We start from the raw sequence: 23,566 nt of genomic DNA, 5'->3' as shown, positions 1-23,566 counted from the left end.
AGAAGTTTGATATCTTAACCGAACCTTCCAGTAATGTAATCCTCTGTAAGTTTTACTTTAGGAGTTATAAAGATGTCCTCCGTCCTGTTAAACTCTATAAGCTCCCCAAGGTACATAAAGGCTGTGTAGTCAGAAACCCTAGCTGCCTGCTGCATGTTGTGAGTAACAATTATTATTGTTAGCCTGTCCCTAAAGCTCACAACGAGCTCCTCTATCTTTGCAGTTGAAATAGGGTCAAGGGCACTTGTAGGTTCATCAAAGAGTAGAACCTCAGGTTCAACGGCTATAGCCCTGGCAATACAGAGCCTCTGCTGTTGCCCCCCCGAAAGCCCAGATGCTGGGTCTTTTAACCTGTCCTTAACTTCATCCCAAAGGGCTGCATCCTTAAGGGCCTTTTCAACCCTGTCCTCAAGTTCACTCTTATTCTTTATTCCCTTTAACCTTAAACCGTAAGCAACGTTGTCAAAAATTGACATGGGAAAAGCTGTAGGCTTTTGAAAAACCATTCCAACTCTACTTCTAAGCTTTATAAGGTCGTAGTCCTTTTCAAGGATGTTTTCTCCGTCTAAGAGGATCCTCCCTTCATACCTGTTACCTGGATAGAGATCGTGTATCCTGTTAAAACACCTAAGGAGAGTTGTCTTTCCACAGCCTGAAGGCCCTATCAGAGCTGTTACCTTCTTTTCAGGAACCTTAAAGGAAATATTCTTTAAGGCGTGCTTCTCACCGTAGTAGAAGTTGAGGTTTTCAACAACAATTTTTGCCGGTTCTTTAGGTTCTATTATGAAACGCTCCTGCGTATTCAGTTCCATTTAACCTTCCTCCTACTTCTTAAACTTATGTGCTACTACCCTTCCTAGGATATTTGCACCGAGGACTCCAAAGGTTAGAAGAATCGCAGCAGCCCAGGCAAGGTCCTGCCAGTACTTGTAGGGGCTCATCGCGTAATCGTACATTGTAACCGTTAAAGAGGCCATAGGCTGGAACATGTTTAGAGTGAAGAAGTTGTTATTAAAAGAGGTAAAGAGTAGCGGAGCAGTCTCTCCACCTATCCTAGCAACTGACAGGATAACTCCCGTTATTACTCCAGTAATTGCAGCCTTGTAGACGACGTCTTTAATAACTCTATACTTGGTAGCTCCGAGAGCGTACGCAGCCTCTCTAAGTTCTGGAGGAACCATCCTTAACATGTCGTCTGTAGTCCTTACTATGATTGGAATCATCATAATTGCAAGGGACACCGAACCTGCAAGGCCCGAAAAGTGGCCGAGGGGCTTAACCATCAGAGCGTAAACGAAAGTACCTACCACGATAGAAGGAATGCTCATCATTATGTCGGACAAGTCCCTGATGATGTTGGCTATTCGGCCGTTCTTCCCATACTCCGAAAGGAAAGTTCCCGCAAGAATTCCAAGGGGAATTCCGATAACCGTAGCCGTAAGGACTATTAAAGTCTGCCCCACTATTGCGTGCTTTAAACCTCCATGGTTATCTCCAGGAGAAGGCGGATCCCCGATTATCACCTCAAGAGAAAGTGAGCCAAGCCCCTTATAGAGGAGCGTTCCTAAGATCCAGAAGAGCCAAAGGAGGCCAAGGAGGGCAGCAAGAGTTGAGAGAATTAGAACGATGTTATTTACTAACTTTCTCTTTTTAAAGGCGTCCACCCTTACCTCTCAACTTTCTTTAGGAAGAGGAATTTACCTATAACTATAACTATAAAGCTCATAACAAAGAGAATAAGGGCTAGGTAGAAAAGGCTTGAAAGGTATAGATCAGTGTCAGCCTCTGTAAACTCATTTGCAAGTGTAACAGTAATTGAAGTAGCAGGCTCTAAAAGGGATTTTGGAATTACCGGCTGGTTACCCATAACAAACGTAACCGCCATCGTCTCCCCAAGGGCCCTTCCCAAAGAGAGAATGATTCCCCCAATTACTCCAAGCTTAGCATAAGGTATTACAACGTCCTTCATAACGTCCCACTTTGTAGCTCCAAGGGCGTAGGCAGATTCTTTCAGGATGTCGGGAACCATGTTGAAGGAGTCCCTTGAAATTGCGGCTGTAAAGGGAAGGATCATTATAGAAAGGACTATTGAAGCCGTTAAGAGACCTATTCCGGGGGTGTAACCTGAGAACCATTGGCCGATTACAGGTAACTTACCTAGAGTTGCATGGATTACTGGCTGAACCTTATCCCTCATGAATGGAGCAAAGAAAAACAGTCCCCACATACCGTAAATAATACTTGGAATTGCTGCAAGGAGTTCTATAGCAACGCCGACCGGAGTCCTTAAGAAGTGAGGAGCAATTTCTGTTAAGAATATAGCAATACCAATAGCTACAGGAACTGCGATAGCTATTGAAATTACAGTACTAACGATAGTTCCGAAAATCGCAGGAGCTCCCCCAAACTTCTCCATAGGAGGATTCCAAACAGTAGAAGTTATGAACTTCCAAACTCCAAAAGTACTAACAGCTAAAGAGGACTCTTTGTAAAGGACGATAAAGAGGGAAACTAAAATGAAAACAACTATTAATGCTGAAAGGAGAGCTACTTTCCCAAAAGTCCAGTCAACTAAAAAGTCCTTCCTCATACTTCCTCTCCCTTATTTCGGCCAAATTCTAGCAAAGGGGAGGGAGGGTGTAAACTAACGGCAAATTTCATAATTTCCTCTTTAGCAGGAAATCTCTTTTAGGAGAGCTCAAATGGAAAGCGTAAGGAAGGGAGACTTTGTCCACCTTCACCTCCACTCCCAGTATTCAATCCTTGACGGGGCAATAAAGATAAAAGACTTGGTTGATAAGGCAAAAGAGCTAGGAATGCCGGCAGTTGCAGTAACCGACCACGGAAACATGTTTGCCTCTTACGAGCTCTACAGGACCTGTAAAGAGCAAGGAATCAAACCAATAATTGGTCAGGAGTTTTACATAGCAAAGGGAAGTAGATTTGACAGGAAGGAGGGAGAAAAGGGAAGTTACCATTTAGTCCTTCTAGCAAAGAACGATAAAGGACTAAAAAACCTTATGAAGTTAAGTTCAATCGGTTTTATTGAAGGCTTTTACTATAAACCCCGTATAGATAAAGAGGTCCTTGAGAAATACTCAGAAGGCCTTATCGCCCTATCGGCGTGCATCCAGGGAGAAGTTCCACTCCTATACTTAACTGGAAAGGAAAAAGAAGCAGTTGAGGCAGCTAAGTGGTACAAGGAAATCTTCGGAGATGACTTCTACCTTGAAGTTCAATACCACGGAATCAAAGAACAGGAAAGGGCAAACAAATTCCTAATAGAGCTCTCAAAGAAACTTGACATACAGCTGGTGGCCACAAACGATGCCCACTACTTGAACAAGGAGGACTGGGAAGCCCACGACGTTCTCCTTTGCCTCCAGACTGGAAAGAAACTAGCAGACGAAAAGAGGATGCGCTTTCCCAGCAAGGAATTCTACTTCAAGAATGCCCAGGAGATGATGGAGATCTTCAGGGAAGTTCCTCAAGCAGTATTTAACACTCTAGATATAGCAGAGAAAGTAGAGGCTAAGCTGGACACGTTTGAAAACAAAGGGTATTTACTTCCCAAGTACACAGTCCCAGAAGGCTACGACTACTTCACATACCTTAAAGAACTTGCAGAGAAGGGACTTGAAAGGAGGTTTAAGGAAAAGGGAATAACCGACGGTGAGACAAAGAAGAAGTACTACGAAAGGCTCCAGCACGAACTACAGATAATAAACAACATGGGATTCCCCGGTTACTTCCTGATCGTTTGGGACTTTATAAACTGGGCAAAGAGAAACGGAATACCGGTAGGTCCAGGAAGAGGTTCTGCAGCAGGTTCTCTGGTTGCTTACGCAATCGGAATCACAGACATAGACCCTTTAAGGTTTAACCTCCTATTTGAAAGGTTCTTAAACCCTGAAAGGGTAACCATGCCCGATATTGACGTTGACATATGTCAGGAGGGAAGGGATAGAGTAATTGAATACGTTAGGAAGAAGTACGGAGAGGATAAAGTCTGTCAAATCATTACCTTCGGAACCCTTAAGACAAAGATGGTCGTAAGGGACGTTGGAAGGGTCCTTGGCATCCCTCCAAAAGAGGTAGATAAGCTAGCAAAACTCATTCCGAACGACGCAAAGAGCGTTGAGGACGCAGTTGAGAGAGCTCCCGAAATAAAGGAGCTTGCAGAGAAAGACCCGACCATAAACAGGCTGATAACGATTGCAAAGCGACTTCAGGGACTTACAAGGCAAACGGGCGTCCACGCAGCAGGAGTGGTGATAGCCCCCGAAACCCTTACAGACTACATACCCCTTGCAAAGAGTAAGGACGGGGACGTAACTACACAGTACGACATGGGACAGGTAGAGTCACTCGGCCTCCTGAAGATGGACTTCCTTGGCCTGAAGACGCTCACAATAATTGATAGAACCCTTAAATTGATAAAGGAGAGGCACGGAGTAGAGATAGTTCCGACAAAACTGCCCCTTGACGATGAAAAGACCTTTAAGCTCCTACAGGAAGGAAATACGATAGGTGTCTTCCAGCTTGAATCAAGTGGAATGAGAAACTTAATGAGAAGGCTCAAGCCTACAACCTTTGAGGACATAATCGCCCTCGTTGCCCTCTACCGACCGGGTCCCTTAAACTCCGGAATGGCTGAAAGTTACATAAGGAGAAAGCACGGTCAAGAGGAAGTTGACTACATATTCCCCGAGCTTGAACCGGTCCTTAAAGAGACTTACGGCCTCTTTATCTATCAGGAACAGATTATGCAGATTGCAAACATCCTAGCAGGTTACTCACTGGGAGAGGCTGACCTTCTAAGGCGAGCAATGGGTAAGAAGAAAAAGGAGATTATGGATGAGCAGAGGGGAATATTTGTAAGTAGGGCAGTTGAAAGAGAATATCCAAAAGATAAAATAGAAAAGCTCTTTGACGATATAGCAAAGTTTGCAGAGTACGGCTTTAATAAATCCCACTCTGCCGCCTACGGGTTCTTAGCCTACGTTACAGCCTACCTAAAGGCCCACTACCCGAAAGAGCTCTTTGCAACAATGCTCTCAATTGACTACGACAAAACAGACGAAATCGTAAAGTTCATAAAGGACTGTAAAGAGAACGGTATCAACGTCCTTCCCCCTGATATAAACAGAAGCGGAGCTCTCTTTAAAATTGAAGGAGAATCTATCAGGTTCGGCCTTGCAGGAATAAAGGGGGTTGGGGAGAAGGCTGCCCAGCACATAGAGGAAGTGAGGAAGAAGGGAGGAGAGTTTAAGGACATCTACGACTTCTGCCAGAGGGTTGACCTTAAAACTGTCAACAGGAAGGTAATAGAAGCCCTTATAAAGGCAGGAGCTTTTGACTCAACAGGAATCCCCCGCTCAGTTAACATGGCCGTCCTTGATAAAGCAATGAGCGTTGCCCAGAGTATCCAGAAGAGCCAAAACAAAGGCCTAATGAGCCTCTTTGGAGACGACAGTGAGGTTATTGACAAGGAGTTTCCCCAAATTGAGGAGTGGCCCGACAACGTTAAGTTAGAGTACGAGAGACAGGCAATAGGCTTTTACCTATCAGGCCATCCCCTCCTTGAGTTTAAGGAAATAGTTGAGTTCGGCTTTAACTCTACATCGGAGAAGGAAGAGTGGAAAGACGGACAGGAGATAACTTTAGCAGGTGCAATAACAGAAGTTAAAGTGAAGAGAACACAGAGGGGAGATCTCTGGGCTACCGTTGAGATATCCGATTTAGACGGAACAACTTCAGTCCTCGTCTTTCCTAACCTCTACAGGGAAGTTATGGAGCTCTTAACTGAGGGAAACGTCGTCCTAATTAAGGGAACCGTTAGGGAAGAGGAGGAGAGTAAGAGTGTAATCGCAAAGGAGATATCCTACCTTAAAGACGAAATAGGAAGTAAGGTTAACACAATAGTTTTAAGGCTAAAAGGAGAGGAGGTTACTGATCAGTTCTTAAAAGAGCTCAAAAGGTTTATTGAGGAGAACTCAAGCCCTCAAGGGAAACCACTCATAGTTGAGGCGGAGCTTCCAGACTGTTTTGTAAAATTGCAAATCAACCCTGACTACCGTTTACCCATTGATAGAGAAGTATTAAGAGGCCTTCAAAAACTGTTGCCGAAAGAGAGAATAAGGATAGCCTGAGGTTGAAAAAATGGAAGGACTGTTAGAGTTTGAAAGGAAGGTAGAGAAGCTCAGAAAGAAAATAGAGGAACTGAAAAAGTTGGGAAAGCACCAGCCGGCAGTAATTGAGGAGATAGAGAGAAAGTTTATGAGGAAAATTGAAGAGTTTTACTCAAACCTCTCTGCTTGGGACAGGGTTCAGCTTGCCCGCCATCCAGATAGACCCCATTCAATTGACTTTATAAAAGCTCTCTTTGAGGATTTTGTTGAACTTCATGGAGATAGGCACTGCGGCGACGGGAAGGCGATAATAGCAGGATTTGGAAAGTTCAACGGAGAGAGCGTCTGCGTCATCGCACAGGAAAAGGGAAGGGAGACGAAGGAGAAGATAGCAAGGAACTTTGGAATGCCCCTTCCTGAGGACTACAGAAAGGCCTTAAGGGTAATGAAACTTGCAGAGAAATTTAAAAAGCCGATAATTACCCTTGTTGATACACCGGGGGCTTTTCCCGGAATAGAGGCTGAGGAACACGGTCAGTCTGAGGCGATTGCAAGGAACCTCTTTGAAATGGCAAAGCTGAAGGTTCCCATTGTTAGTGTTGTTATCGGAGAGGGAGGAAGCGGAGGAGCCCTTGCAATCAGCGTTGCAAACAGGCTCTTAATGTTTGAAAACGCTGTTTACTCAGTAATCTCCCCCGAAGGCTGTGCAGCAATCCTGTGGCAGTCTCAGGAAAAAGTTAAAGAGGCTTCAGAGGCCCTCAAACTAACAGCAAAAGACCTTAAGGAAATGGGAATAGTTGATGAAATAATTCCAGAACCCTTAGAGGGCGCTCACAGAGACTGGGAAACCACTTTCAGGAACTTCAAAGAATTCGTCTCAAAAGCCCTTAACGAACTTAAAGGACTTTCTCCCAAGGAATTAGTTGAAGAGAGGTATAGAAAGTTTAGGAACGTGTGAATTCCTTAACTAGTTTTCGCAAAGAATCGTAGATCTCTCTGGCCCTACTTTGGGCCGTTTTCCTGCTAACTTCTACTTTCTCAAGGTTATTTCTCAAAGCATTAACTACCCGTTTATCTAACTTTTTCTTCCGCGCTAAAGAGTCTAAAATTTCCAAAGCCTTTCCAAGTGGAAACCCTTTCTTGTAAGGTCTGTCCTCCATCAAAGCAGTAAAGACATCTGCAACGGCCATAATCCTAGAACCTAAAGGGAGTTCCCTAGCTTTAAGCTTAAAAGGATATCCCTCCCCATCTAAAGTTTCATGGTGGTAAGAAGCCCACTCTACTATGTTTTCATCAAAAGCTAGCTGGGAAAGAATCTTAAACGTATAGTAAACGTGAGATTTCATTAAAGACATCTCCTCTCTAGTTAATTTCCCAGGCTTTTCCAAAATTTCATTTGGAATGGCTACTTTACCGATATCATGAAGTAAACCTGCTACCTTGATTTTCTTCAAATCCGGAGAAGTGAAGTTAAAGAGGGAAGCAAGGGAAGTTGCAACTTGAGCTACTCCTGAAGAATGGGTTGCAGTAAAAGGACTTTTAAAATCTATAAGGTAAGCAAGTACTTGAGAAAGGGAGAAAAAAGCCTCAAAAGGAAGTTTCATAGAATAGTTCTCAAGGAAACTCCTAAGACTTTCCTTCAAAAATTCCTTATTGAAAAGCTCAAACCAGAAAGCCTCTTTCGGAGAGATCTCCTTTAAAAAAAGCCTAACCAATCTAGGGTCTAAAAGTCTTTTATAGGCTGAACGCAAAAGAAAGTCCTTAAGATCAACACAGAAATTAGGTATTTCTTTATAAGGCTCTTTCCCTTCAAGTTTAGCTGAAACAAAAACATCTATCCTATCTGCCAAATGAATAATTTGAGAAGCGTAAGGTACCTTATGCCCAAAATCCAAAAACTTCTTAAAAGGAGTATGATGGTACTTAATGGCTAAAGCAACTTTAGAAAAAAGGGGAAAGTTCTTTAGAAGCCTGTACCCAACTTCGGCATGAAGGTGTATCCTTTTGCTAAATTCCTCAGATTCAGGAGCTCTAATTATAAGAATATCCTCTGAAGAGGAAAACAGCAAAAGGCCAATATCGTGTAGAAGACCGGAAATAATAATGTTTGAAAGAAAGTCATTGTCGTAGGTAAGCCTACGGGATAAAACAAAGGAGATATAAGCAACACGGTAGTTATGGTTATTCAAAACAGGGTCTGCCAAACTGTTGGTGGAGGAAACCGCAAGCAAAAACCGAGAAATATCCAAAGTTTTCTCAAACATAACTTCCTCTATAGGTTTGCAGATATATATTAGCAAAGAATTTGAACAAAGTTGCAGCAAGCCAACAGGCAAAAACGTTAACTTCGTTTATAAAAAACTTGAGTTTATTTGAAGGGATGGATTCCTATCTAGTGGAATTGGAAAAGTTTTTGGGGAGCCGTTGGGAGCTCCCCAAATAAAGGAACGTTTATCTCCTCAAGAGCTCATCAATTAAAAGAGAAACAACTTCCTCGGGATCCCTTTCTGAAAGTAGTTCCTTGGCAAACTTTTTTACCCTTTCGGGAACTTTTTCGAGACTCTTCCTATCAAACCTCTCCTTAAGTTCTTTAAGGTCGTTAATCTTGAACCTTTCCGGCCTTACTCCTTTCAGCCCTTTAATTCTGTACATCCTTCTCTTTTCACTCTCAGCAACAAGGCTGATTGCCGTTCCTTCCTTGCCTGCCCTTCCTGTTCTACCGATCCTGTGAACGTAACTTTCAGGGTTTTCGGGAAGTTCATAGTTGATAACAAGACCTACATCCTTAATGTCAATTCCCCTTGCAGCAACATCAGTTGCAACAAGAACTTTTACTCTACCTTCTTTAAATGACCTCATAACCGTCTCTCTCTGCCTCTGAGAGAGATCACCGTGTATGGCCCTAGCATTAATGCCCCTTTTCTGGAGCTCCTTTTCAATCTCTGCTGCATCCCTCTTCGTCTTAACGAAAACGATAGTTGAAGTATCCCTATTCTCCTTAAGCAGCTTCTCAAGGGCTTTTAGCTTATCCTCACTCCTAACGAGGTAGATCTTCTGTTTAACCTTAGGTGTAATGAGCTGCTTACCAACCTTTACAGTTTTATAACCTGGCTTTAAGTAGTTATCTATTAACTTCCTGATTTCATAGGGCATCGTAGCTGAAAAGAGCATAGTCTGCTTTTCTTTAGGAGTCTTACTCAAAATCTCCTCAATGTCCTCAATAAAACCCATATCAAGCATTTGGTCTGCTTCATCAAGAACAGCAAACCTTACCCTATCAAGCTTCAGAATTCCCCTGTTTATTAGATCCTTAACCCTTCCGGGAGTTCCCACTATTACCTGATTTTTACCTCTCCTCAGAATACTAGCTTGCCTATCAATGGAAACGCCGCCGTAAATTGGATAGGCTGAAATCCCCTTATGCTTACCCATCAAGGAGATCTCGTGGGCAACCTGTATTGCCAGTTCTCTAGTTGGCGTAAGGATAATAGCCTTAACTCCCCTTTCTCTCGGGCTAATCCTTTCAATTATCGGAATCCCAAAGGCTGCAGTTTTCCCCGTTCCAGTCTGAGCTTGACCGACGATGTCCTCACCTTTAAGAGCTACCGGAATGGCTTCCTTTTGAATCGGCGTAGGCTCCTCAAATCCCATCTCTTCAAGGGACCTTTGAACCTTCTCATCAAGCTGTTTAAAGCTAAACTCTTCCATTTCTCACTCCTGTTAAATAAAAATTGCCACGGCTCCGCCGCCGTTTCAGACGGAAACCGTGGCAACTAATTTTAAGTTAAATTTAGTTCAGACTTAAAGCCTTTCTACGTTTACTGCCTTAAGACCCTTATCACTCTCAGTTATGCTGAAGGAAACTCTCTCTCCTTCCTCAAGAGTCTTAAAGCCTTCACCTTGAATTCCGGTGTAGTGGACAAATACGTCCTGTCCGCTGTCGGCTGTGATAAAGCCGTACCCTTTCTTTGAATCAAACCACTTAACTGTTCCTGTGAGCTTCTCCATGTGTCCTTACCTCTCTTTAAAAGTCTTTAAAATTAAAAAGCCCCAGAAGGCAGAAACGGCATGCCTTCTGGGGCTATCTGTTTCCGTCGTGCTGCCTTCTTAAATCCTACAAGACGAATCTTATATAGAACATTTTCAATTGTCAACCCTAAAAAACTCTTGACAAATTTCCTTTTGGAATGTAAATATTGGCTGCTTTCCCGCAAAACAAGATTAGGAGGTAGTAGATGAAAGTACTGGAAGTGCAGGCTACCAAGAGAGAGAAAACCGGAAAACAGGTAGCCAAGAAGTTACGCAGGGAAGGCCTTCTGCCTGCCGTTATTTACGGAGGCGGAAGACCAGAGGCAACTCACATTGCCGTTCCTGCTAAAGAGGTAAAGAGGTTAAAGCACCACCACGGTCTAATCAAGCTCAACCTTGATGGTGAAGAGAGGATGTGTATCCTCAAAGACATCCAGTACAACTGGCTTGGTGATGTACCTATTCACCTTGACTTCCAGGAAGTAACTTTTGGAGAAACAATTGAAGTAACAGTTGAGCTTGAGTTTGTAGGAACTCCCGTTGGCGTTTCAGAAGAGGGAGGAGTTCTTGAAATCCTCAAAAGGGAAATAACAATTGAAACTCTCCCAAAGGAGATTCCGGAGAAGATAACAGTTGACATCTCAAACTTACACGCCGGCGATGCTCTCCACGTTGGAGATATTCCTCTTCCTGAAGGAGCTAAACTAGTTGATAGTCCAGATGAAACAGTAGTCGTAGTTGCTGAACCTGAAGAAACCGCAGGTGAAGAAGAGGGAACGGAAGAGGCTAAGGAAGAGTAATGTTAAGGCTGGTAGTAGGTTTGGGGAATCCCGGTAAGGAGTATGAAAGAACCCGCCACAACGTTGGATGGTGGGTTCTTGACGAAGTTGCAAGGGAACTTGGCTTTGACTTTTCAAGGGAAAAGTTTAAGGCCCTCTACGGTGAATACTCTACGCCAAAAGGAAAAGTGATTTTCTTAAAACCCCTTACCTACATGAACAGAAGTGGAGAAGCGGTAGGACAGTTTTACCGCTTTTTCAAACTTCAGCCGTCTGAACTCATCGTTATTTACGATGACCTTGACTTACCTTTAGGGAATGTAAGGTTAAGGTTGAAGGGAAGTTCAGGCGGCCACAGAGGAGTTGAGTCTGTAATAAACTCTCTCGGGACCAAAGAGTTCCCAAGGTTAAGGATCGGAATCGGAAGGCCTAAAAGGAAAGAAGAGGTAGTTGACTTTGTCCTCTCTCCCTTTAAAGAGGATGAGCTCCCAGCAGTTGAAAAGGCAGTTAAAAGGGCTGCTAACTGCCTTATTGAAGCAATTAGAAGGGGAGAGATTGACCAAAAACTCATAAACAAATGCAATACGGAGGTTTAGGATGAGAGAGTACTACTACGAGATGGTTTACATACTAAGACCAACTATGAGCGATGAGGAAACAGGCGCAGCAATAGAGAAGGTTAACTCACAGGTTGAGAGGTTCGGTGGCGAAGTTTTAAAGGTTGACAAGTGGGGTAAGAGACAGCTTGCCTACCCAATCAACGACTACGATAAAGGTTTTTACGTCCTTGAGTACATAAGGACTAACGATAGGAACTTCGTCAGGAACATGGAAAACTTCTTCAGGATAAACGAAGACGTTATTAGGTTCTTACTCTTTAGGCTTAAGCCATCAGAAGTTAAAGAGCTTAAGGCTAAGCTTGAACAAAAAGGAGAGGAAAAGGCAGAAGTTAGCGCAAACGAGAATAAGGGAGAAGCTTAATGGCAAGCCTTAATAAGGTCTTTCTAATCGGAAGACTTGTTGCTGACCCGGAACTACAGCACACACAGGGAGGAACTCCCTTCAGTCGCATTAGAATTGCAGTTAACCGTCCCTATAGGGATAGGAATGGTAACTGGAAGGAGGAAACCCTATTTATAGACGTTGTTATCTGGGGTGAAGCTGCCGATAGAGCTGTAAGCCGATTTAACAAGGGAACGAGAGTTCTGGTGGAAGGAAGCTTAAGGCAGTCAACCTGGGAAACAGATAGGGGCGAGAAGAGGAGTAAGATAGAGGTAAGGGCTGATAGAGTAGTTGCCCTTGACCCTAAGAGGGAAGTTTCAGAAGAGCTTGAAGAAATTGATGACATTGAATTTTAAGGAGGTAAGCCATGGCAAATATTCAGCAGAGAAGGTTCATAAGGAGGAAGAAGTACTGCAAGTTCTGTGCTGAAAAGATAGAGAAAATTGACTATAAGAACGTTGATCTTCTGAAGTCCTTTATCTCTGAAAGGGGAAGGATTATTCCAAGGAGAATTTCGGGAGTTTGCTCAAAGCATCAAAGGCAGCTTGCAAGGGCGGTTAAGAGAGCAAGGCACCTCGCCCTCTTACCATTCGTAAAGATTGACTAAGGGCGATGAAAGGTTTAAAAGCTTCGGCGATTTATGGGCTTATAACGGTTCTAACCGGAATAACGGCAGAGAGCTCCCAGTGGGTACTACTCTCTGCGGGGCTCTCTTTATTTATTCCGGCACTTTTACTTATTTCAATAAGAGAGAATACCCTTTTAGCCTTATTAACCTCAGTAACTTCGCTTGGAATCCTTGCTCTCTACAGCCTAAGAGCTCCTTTTGAAGTCCTTCCTTTTCAAGTTATCGGAGTTCTATTTAGCAGGCGGTACAAGAAACCTGAGCTTTCCCTTTTAATCGCTACAGTTATTCTATTTTCTGCGGCAGTTGTTGAGGAGCTCCTACTCGGCCTCCCTCCGGAGGTCAAGGATTTCCCCTTCTACGCCTACAGGTGGGGAGTTTACTTCTTCACAGCACTTCTCTTTTCAGAAGCCACTTACGGAATAGCCCTTCTAACAATCAGGAAAGGGGAAATCTTCTTAAAGATCAATTTCGGTTTTTGGCCCGTCCCACTGTTCCTCGTCCTTGGAGCTCTCAGTTTAATACCAGACTTTTTCTATAGGGAATTAGTAATAAACGGACTAATAGCAACCCTATCGCTGTTTGCCGGACAGGGAATTCCCATAATGCTCTACCTGATAAACAGAGTATCTCCCTTAATCAGGTTGATAATTCTAATCACAGTAGTTATTTTTCCTCTTGGATTTTTAACGGCAGCAGTTATTCTTGGCTTCCTTGACAACTGGTTAAACTTCAGAAAACTAAATGAAGGAGGAGAAGATGGAAGTAATTCTACTTAAGGATATGGAAAACCTCGGCAAAGTTGGAGATATCGTAAAAGTTAAGGATGGATACGCAAGGAACTACTTAATTCCTAGCGGAATTGCTCTACCTGCAACAAAGTCAAACGTTGCAAGGGTTAGGAATGAGCTCCAGTCCTTGAGAAAGAAAGCTGAAAGGCAGATTGCAAGGTTTAAGGAACTAGCAGAGAAGCTAAACACAACCAGAGTTACCATTGAACACGAAGCCGGAGAAGAGGGTAAACTCTTTGGTTCAGTTACAACATCACAGATTGAAAAAGCCCTCCACAAAGCAGGATTTGAAGACATTGAGAAGAAACAGATTATCCTTGAAAAGCCAATTAGAGAGACCGGAACTTACGAGGTAAAAATTCACCTGTTTAAGGACATTGAAGCAACAGTGACAGTTGATGTAGTACCTCTCAAGAGGTAAGTAACCCTTTTTTTGGAGGTTACCATGGAATTTGTTGGAAGACACATAATGATGGACGCAACCGTTTCAGATATAAGCTGTATAAACGCCATTCAACCTATCTACGATTACATGGAGGAGCTTGCCAGAAAGCTTGATATGACGCTGGTATACCCTCCAATCGTAGCCCGTTTTCCCTTTGCCCAGTCAGAGCTTGAACAGTTCGTTAAGAAGCTCTCTGAAGAAAACGTTAAGAGTAAAACCTTAGAGTTTATGGAGGAAACCTTAAAGAGAAGGGCTACCGAAGACAGTGGTGTTTCAGGAGTTTCAATCTGGCTTGAGAGCCACTGTACAATTCACACATGGCCTGAGGAGAAATTCTTCAGCCTTGACGCTTACAGCTGCAAGGACTTTAACCCAATGGACGCATTTGAACTTACGATAAAGTGGTTTAAAGTTGACTATGCCTCCTTCGTTGACGTTGAGAGGTACATAGGCGGTCCTTGTATAATCAAAGCTTACGAGTACAAAAACGGAGAGCTTATACCCTGTAAACCGTCTATTGAAAAATAAGTTTAGGGGGCAACTGCCCCCTATCCTTTAAAAATTTTCAAAGCCTTTGAGTAAACTTCCCTCTTAGGGAGCTTCAGTTCTTCCCTTAACTTCTTAACAGCCTCTTTCATTGAAAGCCCTTCTCTTTTAAGTTCACTCAATAGCTCCTCAACGTTAACCTCTCTCTTTTCCTCCTTTGAAGGAGGAAAAAGTAAAACAAACTCGCCCCTTACTTTCTCTCCTTCAACCAGCTTTTCCAAAACTTCTCCAGGCTTACCCCTAATAAACTCCTCATTCAACTTCGTAAGTTCCCTAGCAACAACTATGGGTCTACTGGGAGATACTTCTGAAAGGACTTCAAGGGTCCTCTCAACTCTGTGGGGTGATTCATAGGCAACAACGGTAAAAGGGTAAGATACGATCTCCTTTAACGCCTCTTTTAGTTTCGCCTCCTTTCTTGGAAGGAAACCGAAGAAGAGAAACTTATCCGTCGGAAAGCCTGAAGCTGAAAGGGCAGCTATAACTGCAGAGGGGCCTGGAACGGGAACAACCCTTATCCCTTCCTCCCACGCCCTCCTAACGAGCCTGTAACCTGGATCACTTATAGTAGGAGTTCCCGCATCCGATATGAGAGCAACGGATGTTCCGTCTTTTAGAAGTTTAACAACCTTTTCAGCCGATTCTTTTTCGTTGTGCTCGTGGTAAGGAATGAGCTTTTTACCCGAAATCTGGAAATGGCTGAGGAGCTTTAGGGCCCTCCTCGTATCCTCACAGGCAATAACCGGAACTTCCTTAAGAACTTCAAGAGCCCTTAGCGTAATATCCTTAAGGTTTCCTATGGGAGTAGCAACAACGTAGAGCTCCCCTAACCCCTTACCGCTATGCATTCAACCTCCACGTAAGCTCCCAGAGGTAGTTCTTTAACCCCAACCGTTACCCGCGTAGGCTTAAAGGGGCAGTTCCTAAAGAACTCCTCATAAATATCGTTAAATTCTTTAAATTTTTCCAAATCGGTAACGTAGACGGTAACCTTTACAATACTACACTTGCTCCCTCCTGCAGCTTCAACAACTGCCTTTAAGTTGTTTAAAGCCCTTAAAGCCTGTTCTTTAAAACCTTCTACAAGCTTACCGCTTTCAGGGTCAATTCCTATCTGGCCAGAAGTGAATATTAGGTTTCCATAAAGTATTCCCTGGGAGTAGGGACCAACGGGGGAGGGAGCTCCCTTCGTTTCTATAACCTTCATTCAGAACCTCCTAATTAAATAATCCTCTTGAAAGTATACTTTGTTAATTCTATATTAGCCAATGAACAATTTTAAGTTTCAATTCTGTATATCTTATATTTTAAATATTGTATTTTTAACTATAGAAAGATAAAATTTACATAAAAAGCCATTAAGGAGGAACTATGGCTGAGAAGGAGAAAATCATACTTGACGATGAGAGGATTGAAGAAGGAGCCGAATGCCTAAAAGCCTTAGCTTCACCTGTAAGGCTCAAAATCCTATTTACCCTTAAGGAAAAGCCTATGTGCGTAACAGACCTTGAGCAAGAACTAGGAATCTCTCAATCTTCCCTCTCCCAGCACTTAAGGACCCTCAGGTACAAAGGGATAGTTGCAAAGACGAGGAAGGGGAATAAAGTTTATTACACGATATCGTCTGAAGCCTTTAGAGAGCTTTTAAACCTCCTCCCTCAAATCGCGTGCTTTAGGGGTTAACTAAATGCTTGAAAAGCTCTTCAGGAAAAAGAGGTTAGAGGAGCCTAAAGGGAGCTCTAACTTACCTACCGGTCTTTGGATAAAGTGCCAGGAGTGTAAATCGCTCCTCTTTAAAGGAGAGCTTGAGAGCTCCCTATGGGTATGTCCAAAGTGCGGATACCACTTCCCCGTTCCGGCAAGGGACAGACTTTACATGCTCTTTGACAACGGAAACTTCATAGAGCTTGACACAGAACTTGAACCGGAAGACATACTGGAATTTAAAGATAGGAAACCTTACACCCAGAGGATAGAGGAGGCCCAGGAAAAGACGGGTCTTAAGGATTCTGTTGTCAATGCAAGAGGGAAGATCGGCGGACGGGAAGCCCTCGTCAGCTGTTTTGACTTCCGATTCATGGGCGGTAGTATGGGCCGGGTGGCCGGCGAGAAGGTAACTAGAAACATAGAAAGGGCGGCTGAAGAGGGAATTCCCTTCATCTGCGTAACAGCCAGTGGAGGAGCAAGGATGCAGGAAGGGATAGTCTCCCTAATGCAGATGGCAAAGACCTCAGCCGCCCTTACGCGCCTTGAGGAAAGGGGGGTGCCGTACATCTCTGTACTAACCCACCCAACAATGGGTGGAGTATCGGCAAGCTTTGCTTTCCTTGGGGACGTGATTATTGCAGAGCCTAAGGCTCTTATAGGTTTCGCCGGCCCCCGGGTAATTGAACAAACAATAAGGCAGAAGCTACCAAAAGGATTTCAAAGCTCAGAGTTCTTACTTGAACACGGACTTATAGATATGGTAGTTGAAAGGAAGAAACTTAAGGGAGTAATATCCAATCTTCTTTCCCTATTTGGAGGTTAAAATGGAATCCAAAAGTAAGGTAGAAAGACTCGCAAGGACGGTCGTTGCTGACTTCTTCCTCTACAACCCAGATAAAATTGATAAGGGACTGATGAACGATAACTTCTTTGAGCTCCTAAAAGGAGAACTTGAAGATGCAGTAACCTACTTTAGGGAACGCTCTTCTGGAGATATGACTATCTTCTGGGATACCCTCTTTAACAGACTAATGCAGAGAGAGGCTAAACTACTGGAATCTAAGTAAGTAAATGTTTGAAAGAAGTATTAAAATCCTAAGCGGTTCTTTAAAAGAGGGTAAAAAGCCTTCCTGTTACGGCCTTCCAGGAGGGTCAAAAGCCTTTCTATTTAAAGAGATAAAGAAAATCATTTCTCCTTCACTGATAATCCTTCCAACAGAGCAGAACGCTAAAGCCTTAACGGAAGATCTAAACAGACTTAAGCTTAAATCCCTCTACATTCCCGCACTTGACGTTCCTCCCCTTGACGTTTCCTCTCCTCTCTCCTCTTCCCAGTACAGGAGGCTAAAATCCCTATACAGGTCTCTTAACGAGAACTTTGAGTTTATAGTCTTAACACCAACTTCCCTATTTCATAAGACAATTCCTCCTGAAGCGTTGATAGAGTTTTCCATAACCTTTAAAAAAGGCAGTGAAGTTGAGTACTCTGAGATTGCCCATAGGTTAACGGCTATGGGCTTTAGGAGAATAGAAAGCGAACCTGAAGTCGGAGAGTTTTCCTTAAAGGGGGACTTCCTCAACATCGTTACTCCCGATGAAGAGGTTGAAGTATACTTCTTTGGAGATGAAGTTGAAGGGTTAAAGGTTAACGGTGAAGAAGTTGAGGAATTTACCCTCGTTCCACTCCTTGAACTTCCACAGGATAGGAAGCTGTTAAAACCGATAGAGGAGCTCTACCCAGAACTTGCAGAGAGACACCTCCTCCTGGGAGAGTTAAGCGGTGCAGAGAAACTGCTACCTCGCGTTTTCAAGCTAGTTCCAATAACAGAGTACGTTGGAGATTTAAAGGCAGTAGTTGTAGAGAACGAACAGGTTAGAATCCAGGGAGAGAACTTCCTAAAGCAGGTTAAAGAGGGATACCAGCTCTTAAAGAGAGAAGGTATACCTTCTTCAAAGCCTGAAGAGTTTATATCTGAGGTTAAGCCTGAAGTCCTCTTCTACATCTACGAAAAGCCAGTAAAGGGCGGAATTGACTTCGGAGTAAAACCACTCCCGTCAGTTGACGAGGAAAACTTAAAGGAAATCTCAAAAAGCCTCTCAGGTTACAGAGTAAGGCTAATCTACCAGAGCTCCACCTTAAAGGAGGAAGCCGAAAAGGAGCTAAAACTTGCCGGAGCAGAGGTAGATAGCGAAAAGGGAATATCTTCCGGCGGCTTCAAGTTTGAAGAGAGGAAAGTTGCTTGGCTAACTGAAAGTCAAATTCAGTTTGACGTGAAGAAACAGGAAGATATCTCTTCCCTGGAACCTGGAGAACTAGTAGTTCACAGGGACTACGGAATAGGAATATTTCAGGGAATAGTAAGCAGGGAAATAGGCGGGAAAAGGTTTGACTTTATAGAAATTGAGTACGCAGGCGGGGAGAAGTTATACGCTCCATTTACCCAGATAGACAGGATCTATAAGTACTCAGGCTATAGGGGAAAGAGGCCTAAACTTGACAGGCTCGGTGGAACCTCTTGGAAAAACCTTGAGAGGAAAATTAAAGCCTCAATGGCAAAGTTTGCACAGGAGCTCGCCCAGCTCTACAAAGAGAGGAAGACTGCAGTAGGAGAGAGGTTAAGCGGAGACCCTCAAATAATAAGGGAGTTTGAAAGGAGATTTCCCTACAAACTCACCTCAGACCAGGCTAAGGCAGTTAAAGACGTCTACAGGGACATGGAGTCTGAAAAACCTATGGATAGGCTCCTGTGTGGAGACGTAGGCTTTGGAAAGACAGAAGTTGCAATGAGGGCGGCCATGAAGGCCGTAACTTCAGGGAAGCAGGTTGCAGTAATAGCTCCCACAACAGTCCTTGCAGACCAGCACTACAGAACTTTTAAAAAGAGGTTTAAAGGCTTTCCCGTAGAAATTGAAATGCTTTCAAGGTTTAGAACTAAAAAGGAGCAGAAGGAGATAATTGATAGGTTAAAGAGGGGAGAAATTGACATTATCATAGGAACCCACAGGCTTGTCCAGGACGACGTTGAATTTAAAGACCTTGGGCTTTTAATAATAGATGAGGAGCACCGGTTTGGAGTAAAGACAAAGGAGAAGTTGACAAAGTTAAAGAGCAACATTGACGTCCTATACCTTTCAGCAACTCCAATACCAAGAACCCTCTACTCTGCACTTTCAGGTTTCAGGGATATCTCTGTAATTGAAACTCCACCGCCTGGAAGGAGAGGAACAAAAGTAGTTGTAACAAAGTACACTGATGAAGTTCTTAAAGGAGCAATAGAGAGAGAGTTAAACAGAAAAGGCCAAGTATTTTTAGTCCACAACGATATCTCCGAGCTCCCCCTATTGAAAGAAAAGGTTCTCTCCTTCTTCTCACAGGCAAAGGTTGAGATTGTCCATGGACAGATGAAGCCCTCAGAGATTGAAAAGATAATGCACTCCTTCTTTGAAGGGAAAATTGACATCCTCGTCTCAACTTCCATAGTTGAATCTGGACTTGACGTTCCCTCGGCAAATACTCTCATAGTTATAGGGGCTGAGAACTTCGGACTCTCCCAGCTCTACCAGTTAAAGGGAAGAGTAGGAAGGGGCGTTGAGAAGGGCTACTGCTACCTTTTAACCTCGCCGAAGGCCAAGCTAACTCCAGAAGCGGTCAAGAGGCTTGAGGCAATGAAGAAGTTAGCTCCCCTTGGAGGAGGTTTCCAGCTTGCCCTTAAAGACCTTGAGATAAGGGGAGCAGGAACCCTACTTGGTCCTAAACAGAGCGGTTTTGTAGAGAGTATTGGACTGGAGCTCTACACAAAGCTCTTTAAAGAAGTCATTGAGGAGGAGAAGGAGGAAGAGGATGTAAAACTCAACCTGCCCTTTGAGGCCTTCATTCCCGACGATTTCGTTGAGGACAGCAGGGAGAAAGTAAAGCTCTACTCCCAGCTGGCCTCATCTAAAGAGCCCGAAGAGGTTATGAAGGAAATTGAGAGAGTTAGGGGAGCTCTACCTGATCCTCTGGTAAACCTGTTTAAGACTATGAAGCTAAAGAGAATGGCTAAGGAACTTGGAATAAAGGAAATTTCCGTTTCTCCTACGGGAAAGGCTATAATAGTTTTCGGACAGGAAACTTCCGCTTCACCAGAAAGGCTCGTCCAGTTCGTTAAGGAAAGGGGAGCAACCTTCACACCAGATAGAAAGCTGTACACCGAAGTAAAAGACCTTGATGAACTACTAAAAATAGTCGAGGAGCTGAAAAATGAAGAGAGTACTAACAGTTCTTCTAGCCGCTAATATTGTCCTTGGAGCTCCAGCCATTGCAGGAACTCCTAAAGGAGTTCAACAGTTAAAAGTTGACAGGAAAGTAAAGAGGGAGTTCTTCCTCTCCCTCAGAAGTGGAGACTTTAAAAAGGCTGAAGAGCTCATAGCCAGTGGCAAAATACCTGTGGACTTTAGGAATAAGTTTAACCAGACCCCTCTTTTCTACGCAGTAAACAACGACAACGTAGAGTTTGCCAAGTTCCTAGTTAAGCATGGAGCTAACGTTAACGCCAAAGACTTCTTCGGCATAACTCCCCTACATCAAGCCGTTATAAGTGGAAGTTACAAAGTAGCAAAGTTCTTAATAAAGAACGGAGCAGAGGTTAACGCCAAGGATAACTACGGCTATACTCCACTACACCTTGCAGCAATCTATAACAGGCCAAAAATTGCCAAGCTCCTAATAGAGAACGGAGCTGACGTTAACGCTAAGGATAACTACGGAAATACCCCTCTTCACTACTGCGGAACAACCTTCGGAACAGCCCCAACCGCAAAAGTCCTACTTGAGAACGGAGCAGACCCAACGATTAAAAACAAAAGGGGAAAAACTCCCCTCCAACTTGCAAATGAGGTTAAGAACTATCCAGTTGCAAGGTTAATTACAAAATACCTTAAGAGGGCCAATCAATGACCCTTTAGTCAACCTTTCCTCTCGTCGTATTCAATTTTTACGTTGGGCTCAGGAGCCGGTAACGTTTCAGCAGGTTTACTTATCTCAAACTTTCCGCTCTTTATCCACTCCTTGAGAATGTTGGCAATCTCCCTAGCCTTGTAGTATGAGGAGACCGGGGAGGTTGGGACTTTCTTCCCGTTAAGCTCTATATACCCTCTCCGGAGCTCCCCGTAGCTTACGTACTTTAAGGGCTTGGCGTTCCCTGAAGGGTAGTCAACGGAGTAGTCCATTACAGGAGCGAATATCTCATAATCCCTCACTGAGGTGTAGTAGGCAATCCTCTCGTTTAAGATAGGAATTGGAATGCCAATCCCCACAAACATTGAAACGCCGTAACCGAGAATTGAGGCTGCCTTTATAAAGTCTGTGCTCATCTTCTTCATATCTCCAACAACCATTAGAGTTCCCGCCCCCTCCATAGGTTGACCCTTCTTACTCCTCTTAACTCCAAATGGGGAGTGTTGCGTTCCGTGGAAGGCCACGTACCCTACACCACCTCCTAAGAAGATCCTCGTTCCAACTCCTATCGTTTCAAAAAAGGGGTCGTTCATAAGGGGGGAAAGCTGACCTGCTCCTGAGTAGGTAGCATTTCCAAAGTTCGGCTTTAAAGTTCCCATGTAGGTGTAAACAGTCCTTGAAGACTTGTTAACTGCAACGTTATAGTTTTGGTAAGCGTTCCTGGGACTACACAGTATTGCATCGTTTATTGTCTTAATGTTTATAAGCTTCCTTACTTCCCTCCTAGGGTAGCAATCTGTCCCGTAGGCGTAGGCTTCAAGCTCTATATCCTCACCTGCTATCAGCTCCTCTATAACGTGAGCTCCCCCGTACTCAAACTTTCCAGGGTAGACCTCATTCCTCGGGTCGTTCTCCGGTAAGGCGGTAGCACCGATGTAGAGGTCAACGGCGGCAATTCCTCCGTATGCAGGAACTCCGTTTAGGTAGATTTCCTCCATTTTCATCCTAGGCTTCGTGTGGCCAACGTTTAGGAAGGCCCCAGAGGAACACATTGCCCCGAAGGTTCCAGTTGTAACCACGTCAACTTCCTGAGCTGCCTTCACTACGCCGAGCTCTTCAACTATCTCTATCATCTCCTCAGCAGTAACTACAACCGCCTCTCCCTTCCTAATCTTCTCGTTTATCTCCTCGTAGGTCTTAACAACCTTAAACTGCTCTGCCATCAAACTCTCTCCGCCTTTGGTGTTATGAATAAAGTATAGGCCTACTACTTAACCGGTTCAGCAATAAGGTCAACGTTACTTGCAAGCTCAGTTACCTTTGCCCTAACAAACCGGCCAGGCCTAAAGTGGCCCTTTAGGTAAACTATTCCGTCTATCTCGTAGGCGTTCCTGTAACTTCTTGCCTCACTGTAGCCTGGAAGCTCTGAGGTGGAAGAGTCAACTATTAGCTGAACTTCCTTACCTATCAGTTCCCTATTCCTTTTCTCGTAAATCCAGAACTGGGTCTCCTCAAGGAGCTCTAACCTTGACTTCTTAACTTCCTCCGGAAGGTCTCCAAGCCTGTAGGCTACCGTCCCATCCTCCCTTGAGTACTTGAAGAACCCTGCCCAGTCAAACTCATAATCCTTCAAGAATGAGTGGAGCTCTTCAAACTCCCTTTCTCCCTCAGTGGGAAAGCCGACTATAAAAGTCGTCCTTATAGCTATGCCGGGAACTCTTTTCCTCAACTTCTCTATCAGCTCCTCAGCCTGCCTCCTTGTGTACTTCCTTCCCATTGAGGAGAGAACCTTATCGTTAACGTGCTGGAGGGGAACGTCTATGTACTTAACCAGCTTCTCCGAAGAGGCCATGTAGTCAATGAGATCATCAGTTATGTGGGAAGGATAGGTGTACATTAGCCTAATCCACTCTATACCCTTTATCTTCTCAAGCTCTTTAAGGAGCTTTAAAAGGCCTTCCCTCTCTCTCCTATCGTAGAGGTATGCCGTAGTATCCTGGGCTATAACGTAGAGCTCCTTAACTCCCAAATCGGCCAGCCTCTTTGCCTCATCAAGGACCTCATCAATAGGCCTACTCCTTAAAGGTCCCCTTATTAAGGGAATTGCACAGTAAGTGCAGGCGTTTGAACAGCCCTCAGATATTTTCAGATAAGCAAGGTGGTTTGGAGTTAGAATTTCCCTCAAAAGGTAAGGTTTTCTAAAGGCAACTTTCCTATTCAGTATCCTTTCTACACTTTCAAGGAGCTCATTTACACCTATAAAGGCGTCTACCTCAGGAAGTTCCTTCTTCAGCTCTTCCTTATACCTTTCGTAGAGACAGCCGGCAACAACGACCTTTTTCTCAGGGTTTTCCTTCTTCTCCTCAATGGCGTTTAAGATCTCATCTATTGACTCTTCCTTTGCAGGCTGAATAAAACCGCAGGTATTCACAAGGATTACGTCTGCCTCCTTTAAATCGCTAACAAACGTGACTTCTCCCGTAGCCTTCAAAAGGCCAACTATAGTCTCAGTATCAACCCAGTTCTTAGGACATCCAAGGCTAATAACGGCAACTCTCTTCTTCACAAATCCTCT

25 protein-coding genes are annotated in these 23,566 nt (G+C 43.9%); 15 read left to right on the top strand and 10 right to left on the bottom strand.

Annotated elements, in window-relative coordinates:
• Positions 1-14: 14 nt before the first annotated feature.
• From pstB to pstC, 3 genes are read right to left on the bottom strand one after another with little or no spacing between them, the layout of a single operon-like run.
• A complete protein-coding gene (pstB, locus tag C7457_RS00325; protein WP_121169387.1) occupies positions 15-812 on the bottom strand; it encodes a phosphate ABC transporter ATP-binding protein PstB in 798 nt (265 codons plus the stop codon).
• Positions 813-824: 12 nt separating this feature from the next.
• The gene (pstA, locus tag C7457_RS00320) at positions 825-1,664 is read right to left on the bottom strand and encodes a phosphate ABC transporter permease PstA (RefSeq protein WP_121169385.1); all 840 of its coding nucleotides are present in this window, start codon (positions 1,662-1,664) and stop codon (positions 825-827) included.
• A gap of 2 nt (positions 1,665-1,666) precedes the next feature.
• The gene (gene pstC, locus C7457_RS00315) at positions 1,667-2,590 is read right to left on the bottom strand and encodes a phosphate ABC transporter permease subunit PstC (RefSeq protein ID WP_121169384.1); all 924 of its coding nucleotides are present in this window, start codon (positions 2,588-2,590) and stop codon (positions 1,667-1,669) included.
• Between the two features lie 112 nt (positions 2,591-2,702).
• Between pstC and dnaE the strand changes: the two genes are divergently transcribed.
• Entirely contained in the window at positions 2,703-6,152 is a 3,450-nt protein-coding gene (dnaE, locus tag C7457_RS00310) for a DNA polymerase III subunit alpha (RefSeq protein ID WP_121169383.1), read from the top strand.
• A gap of 10 nt (positions 6,153-6,162) precedes the next feature.
• A complete protein-coding gene (locus C7457_RS00305; RefSeq protein ID WP_121169382.1) occupies positions 6,163-7,089 on the top strand; it encodes an acetyl-CoA carboxylase carboxyltransferase subunit alpha in 927 nt (308 codons plus the stop codon).
• Here C7457_RS00305 and C7457_RS00300 read toward each other — a convergent pair.
• The 3 genes from C7457_RS00300 to C7457_RS00290 all read right to left on the bottom strand — a co-directional run bounded on the left by C7457_RS00300 (position 7,076) and on the right by C7457_RS00290 (position 10,139).
• Positions 7,076-8,395: an HD-GYP domain-containing protein gene (locus C7457_RS00300; protein WP_121169380.1), complete on the bottom strand. Its 1,320-nt coding sequence runs from the start codon at positions 8,393-8,395 to the stop codon at positions 7,076-7,078. The two genes, C7457_RS00305 and C7457_RS00300, sit on opposite strands and share 14 nt — an antisense overlap.
• Positions 8,396-8,582: 187 nt before the next feature.
• Positions 8,583-9,839, bottom strand: coding sequence for a DEAD/DEAH box helicase (locus C7457_RS00295; protein ID WP_121169379.1), 1,257 nt, complete (start codon positions 9,837-9,839; stop codon positions 8,583-8,585).
• A gap of 93 nt (positions 9,840-9,932) precedes the next feature.
• Entirely contained in the window at positions 9,933-10,139 is a 207-nt protein-coding gene (locus C7457_RS00290) for a cold-shock protein (RefSeq protein ID WP_121169378.1), read from the bottom strand.
• A 227-nt stretch (positions 10,140-10,366) separates the two neighbouring features.
• On the opposite strand from C7457_RS00290, the gene C7457_RS00285 reads away from it, so the two are divergent.
• Genes C7457_RS00285 through C7457_RS00250 form a run of 8 tightly spaced genes read left to right on the top strand, consistent with a single transcriptional unit; the run spans position 10,367 to position 14,330 of the window.
• Positions 10,367-10,960 carry a 50S ribosomal protein L25 gene (locus tag C7457_RS00285; RefSeq protein ID WP_121169376.1) on the top strand — a complete coding sequence of 198 codons (594 nt, stop codon included), beginning with the start codon at positions 10,367-10,369 and terminating at the stop codon, positions 10,958-10,960.
• A complete protein-coding gene (gene pth / locus C7457_RS00280) occupies positions 10,960-11,535 on the top strand; it encodes an aminoacyl-tRNA hydrolase (protein ID WP_121169375.1) in 576 nt (191 codons plus the stop codon). The genes C7457_RS00285 and pth overlap by 1 nt, the downstream gene beginning before the upstream one ends.
• A gap of 1 nt (position 11,536) precedes the next feature.
• Positions 11,537-11,920, top strand: coding sequence for a 30S ribosomal protein S6 (rpsF, locus tag C7457_RS00275; RefSeq protein ID WP_121169374.1), 384 nt, complete (start codon positions 11,537-11,539; stop codon positions 11,918-11,920).
• Positions 11,920-12,297, top strand: coding sequence for a single-stranded DNA-binding protein (locus C7457_RS00270; protein ID WP_121169373.1), 378 nt, complete (start codon positions 11,920-11,922; stop codon positions 12,295-12,297). Before rpsF ends, C7457_RS00270 begins: the two co-directional genes overlap by 1 nt.
• 11 nt (positions 12,298-12,308) lie before the next feature.
• Positions 12,309-12,548: a 30S ribosomal protein S18 gene (rpsR, locus tag C7457_RS00265; protein WP_121169371.1), complete on the top strand. Its 240-nt coding sequence runs from the start codon at positions 12,309-12,311 to the stop codon at positions 12,546-12,548.
• A 5-nt stretch (positions 12,549-12,553) separates the two neighbouring features.
• Positions 12,554-13,345 carry a hypothetical protein gene (locus C7457_RS00260; protein WP_121169370.1) on the top strand — a complete coding sequence of 264 codons (792 nt, stop codon included), beginning with the start codon at positions 12,554-12,556 and terminating at the stop codon, positions 13,343-13,345.
• The gene (rplI, locus tag C7457_RS00255) at positions 13,326-13,778 is read left to right on the top strand and encodes a 50S ribosomal protein L9 (RefSeq protein ID WP_121169368.1); all 453 of its coding nucleotides are present in this window, start codon (positions 13,326-13,328) and stop codon (positions 13,776-13,778) included. Before C7457_RS00260 ends, rplI begins: the two co-directional genes overlap by 20 nt.
• 24 nt (positions 13,779-13,802) lie before the next feature.
• Positions 13,803-14,330, top strand: a complete 528-nt coding sequence (locus tag C7457_RS00250; protein ID WP_121169367.1) for an S-adenosylmethionine decarboxylase family protein — start codon at positions 13,803-13,805, stop codon at positions 14,328-14,330.
• A gap of 20 nt (positions 14,331-14,350) precedes the next feature.
• Here the strand turns inward: C7457_RS00250 and rsmI are convergent, their stop codons facing one another.
• Positions 14,351-15,196, bottom strand: a complete 846-nt coding sequence (gene rsmI / locus C7457_RS00245) for a 16S rRNA (cytidine(1402)-2'-O)-methyltransferase (protein WP_121169365.1) — start codon at positions 15,194-15,196, stop codon at positions 14,351-14,353.
• Complete coding sequence (locus C7457_RS00240) at positions 15,175-15,555, bottom strand: Rid family detoxifying hydrolase (RefSeq protein WP_121169363.1); 381 nt, start codon at positions 15,553-15,555, stop codon at positions 15,175-15,177. The genes rsmI and C7457_RS00240 overlap by 22 nt, the downstream gene beginning before the upstream one ends.
• 164 nt (positions 15,556-15,719) lie before the next feature.
• On the opposite strand from C7457_RS00240, the gene C7457_RS00235 reads away from it, so the two are divergent.
• From C7457_RS00235 to C7457_RS00215, 5 genes are read left to right on the top strand one after another with little or no spacing between them, the layout of a single operon-like run.
• Complete coding sequence (locus C7457_RS00235; RefSeq protein ID WP_121169361.1) at positions 15,720-16,031, top strand: ArsR/SmtB family transcription factor; 312 nt, start codon at positions 15,720-15,722, stop codon at positions 16,029-16,031.
• 4 nt (positions 16,032-16,035) lie between these two features.
• Positions 16,036-16,878 (top strand): acetyl-CoA carboxylase, carboxyltransferase subunit beta, encoded by an 843-nt coding sequence (gene accD, locus C7457_RS00230; RefSeq protein ID WP_121169359.1) that lies wholly within the window; start codon positions 16,036-16,038, stop codon positions 16,876-16,878.
• A 1-nt stretch (position 16,879) separates the two neighbouring features.
• Positions 16,880-17,122 (top strand): hypothetical protein, encoded by a 243-nt coding sequence (locus C7457_RS00225; protein WP_121169357.1) that lies wholly within the window; start codon positions 16,880-16,882, stop codon positions 17,120-17,122.
• 4 nt (positions 17,123-17,126) lie between these two features.
• A complete protein-coding gene (mfd, locus tag C7457_RS00220; protein WP_121169356.1) occupies positions 17,127-20,330 on the top strand; it encodes a transcription-repair coupling factor in 3,204 nt (1,067 codons plus the stop codon).
• Positions 20,296-20,991 carry an ankyrin repeat domain-containing protein gene (locus C7457_RS00215; RefSeq protein ID WP_121169354.1) on the top strand — a complete coding sequence of 232 codons (696 nt, stop codon included), beginning with the start codon at positions 20,296-20,298 and terminating at the stop codon, positions 20,989-20,991. Before mfd ends, C7457_RS00215 begins: the two co-directional genes overlap by 35 nt.
• An 8-nt stretch (positions 20,992-20,999) precedes the next feature.
• Here C7457_RS00215 and C7457_RS00210 read toward each other — a convergent pair whose 3' ends face one another.
• Both C7457_RS00210 and rimO read right to left on the bottom strand, forming a co-directional pair.
• Positions 21,000-22,214: a homocysteine biosynthesis protein gene (locus C7457_RS00210; RefSeq protein ID WP_121169352.1), complete on the bottom strand. Its 1,215-nt coding sequence runs from the start codon at positions 22,212-22,214 to the stop codon at positions 21,000-21,002.
• 44 nt (positions 22,215-22,258) lie between these two features.
• The gene (gene rimO, locus C7457_RS00205; protein ID WP_121169351.1) at positions 22,259-23,557 is read right to left on the bottom strand and encodes a 30S ribosomal protein S12 methylthiotransferase RimO; all 1,299 of its coding nucleotides are present in this window, start codon (positions 23,555-23,557) and stop codon (positions 22,259-22,261) included.
• Positions 23,558-23,566: the final 9 nt, after the last annotated feature.

It is taken from the genome of Thermovibrio guaymasensis (genome assembly GCF_003633715.1).
GTDB classification, from domain to species: Bacteria; Aquificota; Aquificia; order Desulfurobacteriales; family Desulfurobacteriaceae; genus Thermovibrio; species Thermovibrio guaymasensis.
The sequence above is the reverse complement of the archived record's forward strand: the minus strand, read 5'-3'. Positions and strand labels throughout refer to the sequence as shown.

Bases quoted from the DNA above. Each gene is read 5' to 3' on its own strand.
- pstB (WP_121169387.1), bottom strand. From the start codon at position 812: ATGGAACTGAATACGCAGGAGCGTTTCATAATAGAACCTAAAGAACCG.
- pstC (WP_121169384.1), bottom strand. From the start codon at position 2,590: ATGAGGAAGGACTTTTTAGTTGACTGGACTTTTGGGAAAGTAGCTCTC.
- dnaE (WP_121169383.1), top strand. From the start codon at position 2,703: ATGGAAAGCGTAAGGAAGGGAGACTTTGTCCACCTTCACCTCCACTCC.
- C7457_RS00305 (WP_121169382.1), top strand. From the start codon at position 6,163: ATGGAAGGACTGTTAGAGTTTGAAAGGAAGGTAGAGAAGCTCAGAAAG.
- C7457_RS00300 (WP_121169380.1), bottom strand. From the start codon at position 8,395: ATGTTTGAGAAAACTTTGGATATTTCTCGGTTTTTGCTTGCGGTTTCC.
- C7457_RS00295 (WP_121169379.1), bottom strand. From the start codon at position 9,839: ATGGAAGAGTTTAGCTTTAAACAGCTTGATGAGAAGGTTCAAAGGTCC.
- C7457_RS00290 (WP_121169378.1), bottom strand. From the start codon at position 10,139: ATGGAGAAGCTCACAGGAACAGTTAAGTGGTTTGATTCAAAGAAAGGG.
- C7457_RS00285 (WP_121169376.1), top strand. From the start codon at position 10,367: ATGAAAGTACTGGAAGTGCAGGCTACCAAGAGAGAGAAAACCGGAAAA.
- pth (WP_121169375.1), top strand. From the start codon at position 10,960: ATGTTAAGGCTGGTAGTAGGTTTGGGGAATCCCGGTAAGGAGTATGAA.
- rpsF (WP_121169374.1), top strand. From the start codon at position 11,537: ATGAGAGAGTACTACTACGAGATGGTTTACATACTAAGACCAACTATG.
- C7457_RS00270 (WP_121169373.1), top strand. From the start codon at position 11,920: ATGGCAAGCCTTAATAAGGTCTTTCTAATCGGAAGACTTGTTGCTGAC.
- rpsR (WP_121169371.1), top strand. From the start codon at position 12,309: ATGGCAAATATTCAGCAGAGAAGGTTCATAAGGAGGAAGAAGTACTGC.
- C7457_RS00260 (WP_121169370.1), top strand. From the start codon at position 12,554: ATGAAAGGTTTAAAAGCTTCGGCGATTTATGGGCTTATAACGGTTCTA.
- rplI (WP_121169368.1), top strand. From the start codon at position 13,326: ATGGAAGTAATTCTACTTAAGGATATGGAAAACCTCGGCAAAGTTGGA.
- C7457_RS00250 (WP_121169367.1), top strand. From the start codon at position 13,803: ATGGAATTTGTTGGAAGACACATAATGATGGACGCAACCGTTTCAGAT.
- rsmI (WP_121169365.1), bottom strand. From the start codon at position 15,196: ATGCATAGCGGTAAGGGGTTAGGGGAGCTCTACGTTGTTGCTACTCCC.
- C7457_RS00240 (WP_121169363.1), bottom strand. From the start codon at position 15,555: ATGAAGGTTATAGAAACGAAGGGAGCTCCCTCCCCCGTTGGTCCCTAC.
- C7457_RS00235 (WP_121169361.1), top strand. From the start codon at position 15,720: ATGGCTGAGAAGGAGAAAATCATACTTGACGATGAGAGGATTGAAGAA.
- accD (WP_121169359.1), top strand. From the start codon at position 16,036: ATGCTTGAAAAGCTCTTCAGGAAAAAGAGGTTAGAGGAGCCTAAAGGG.
- C7457_RS00225 (WP_121169357.1), top strand. From the start codon at position 16,880: ATGGAATCCAAAAGTAAGGTAGAAAGACTCGCAAGGACGGTCGTTGCT.
- mfd (WP_121169356.1), top strand. From the start codon at position 17,127: ATGTTTGAAAGAAGTATTAAAATCCTAAGCGGTTCTTTAAAAGAGGGT.
- C7457_RS00215 (WP_121169354.1), top strand. From the start codon at position 20,296: ATGAAGAGAGTACTAACAGTTCTTCTAGCCGCTAATATTGTCCTTGGA.
- C7457_RS00210 (WP_121169352.1), bottom strand. From the start codon at position 22,214: ATGGCAGAGCAGTTTAAGGTTGTTAAGACCTACGAGGAGATAAACGAG.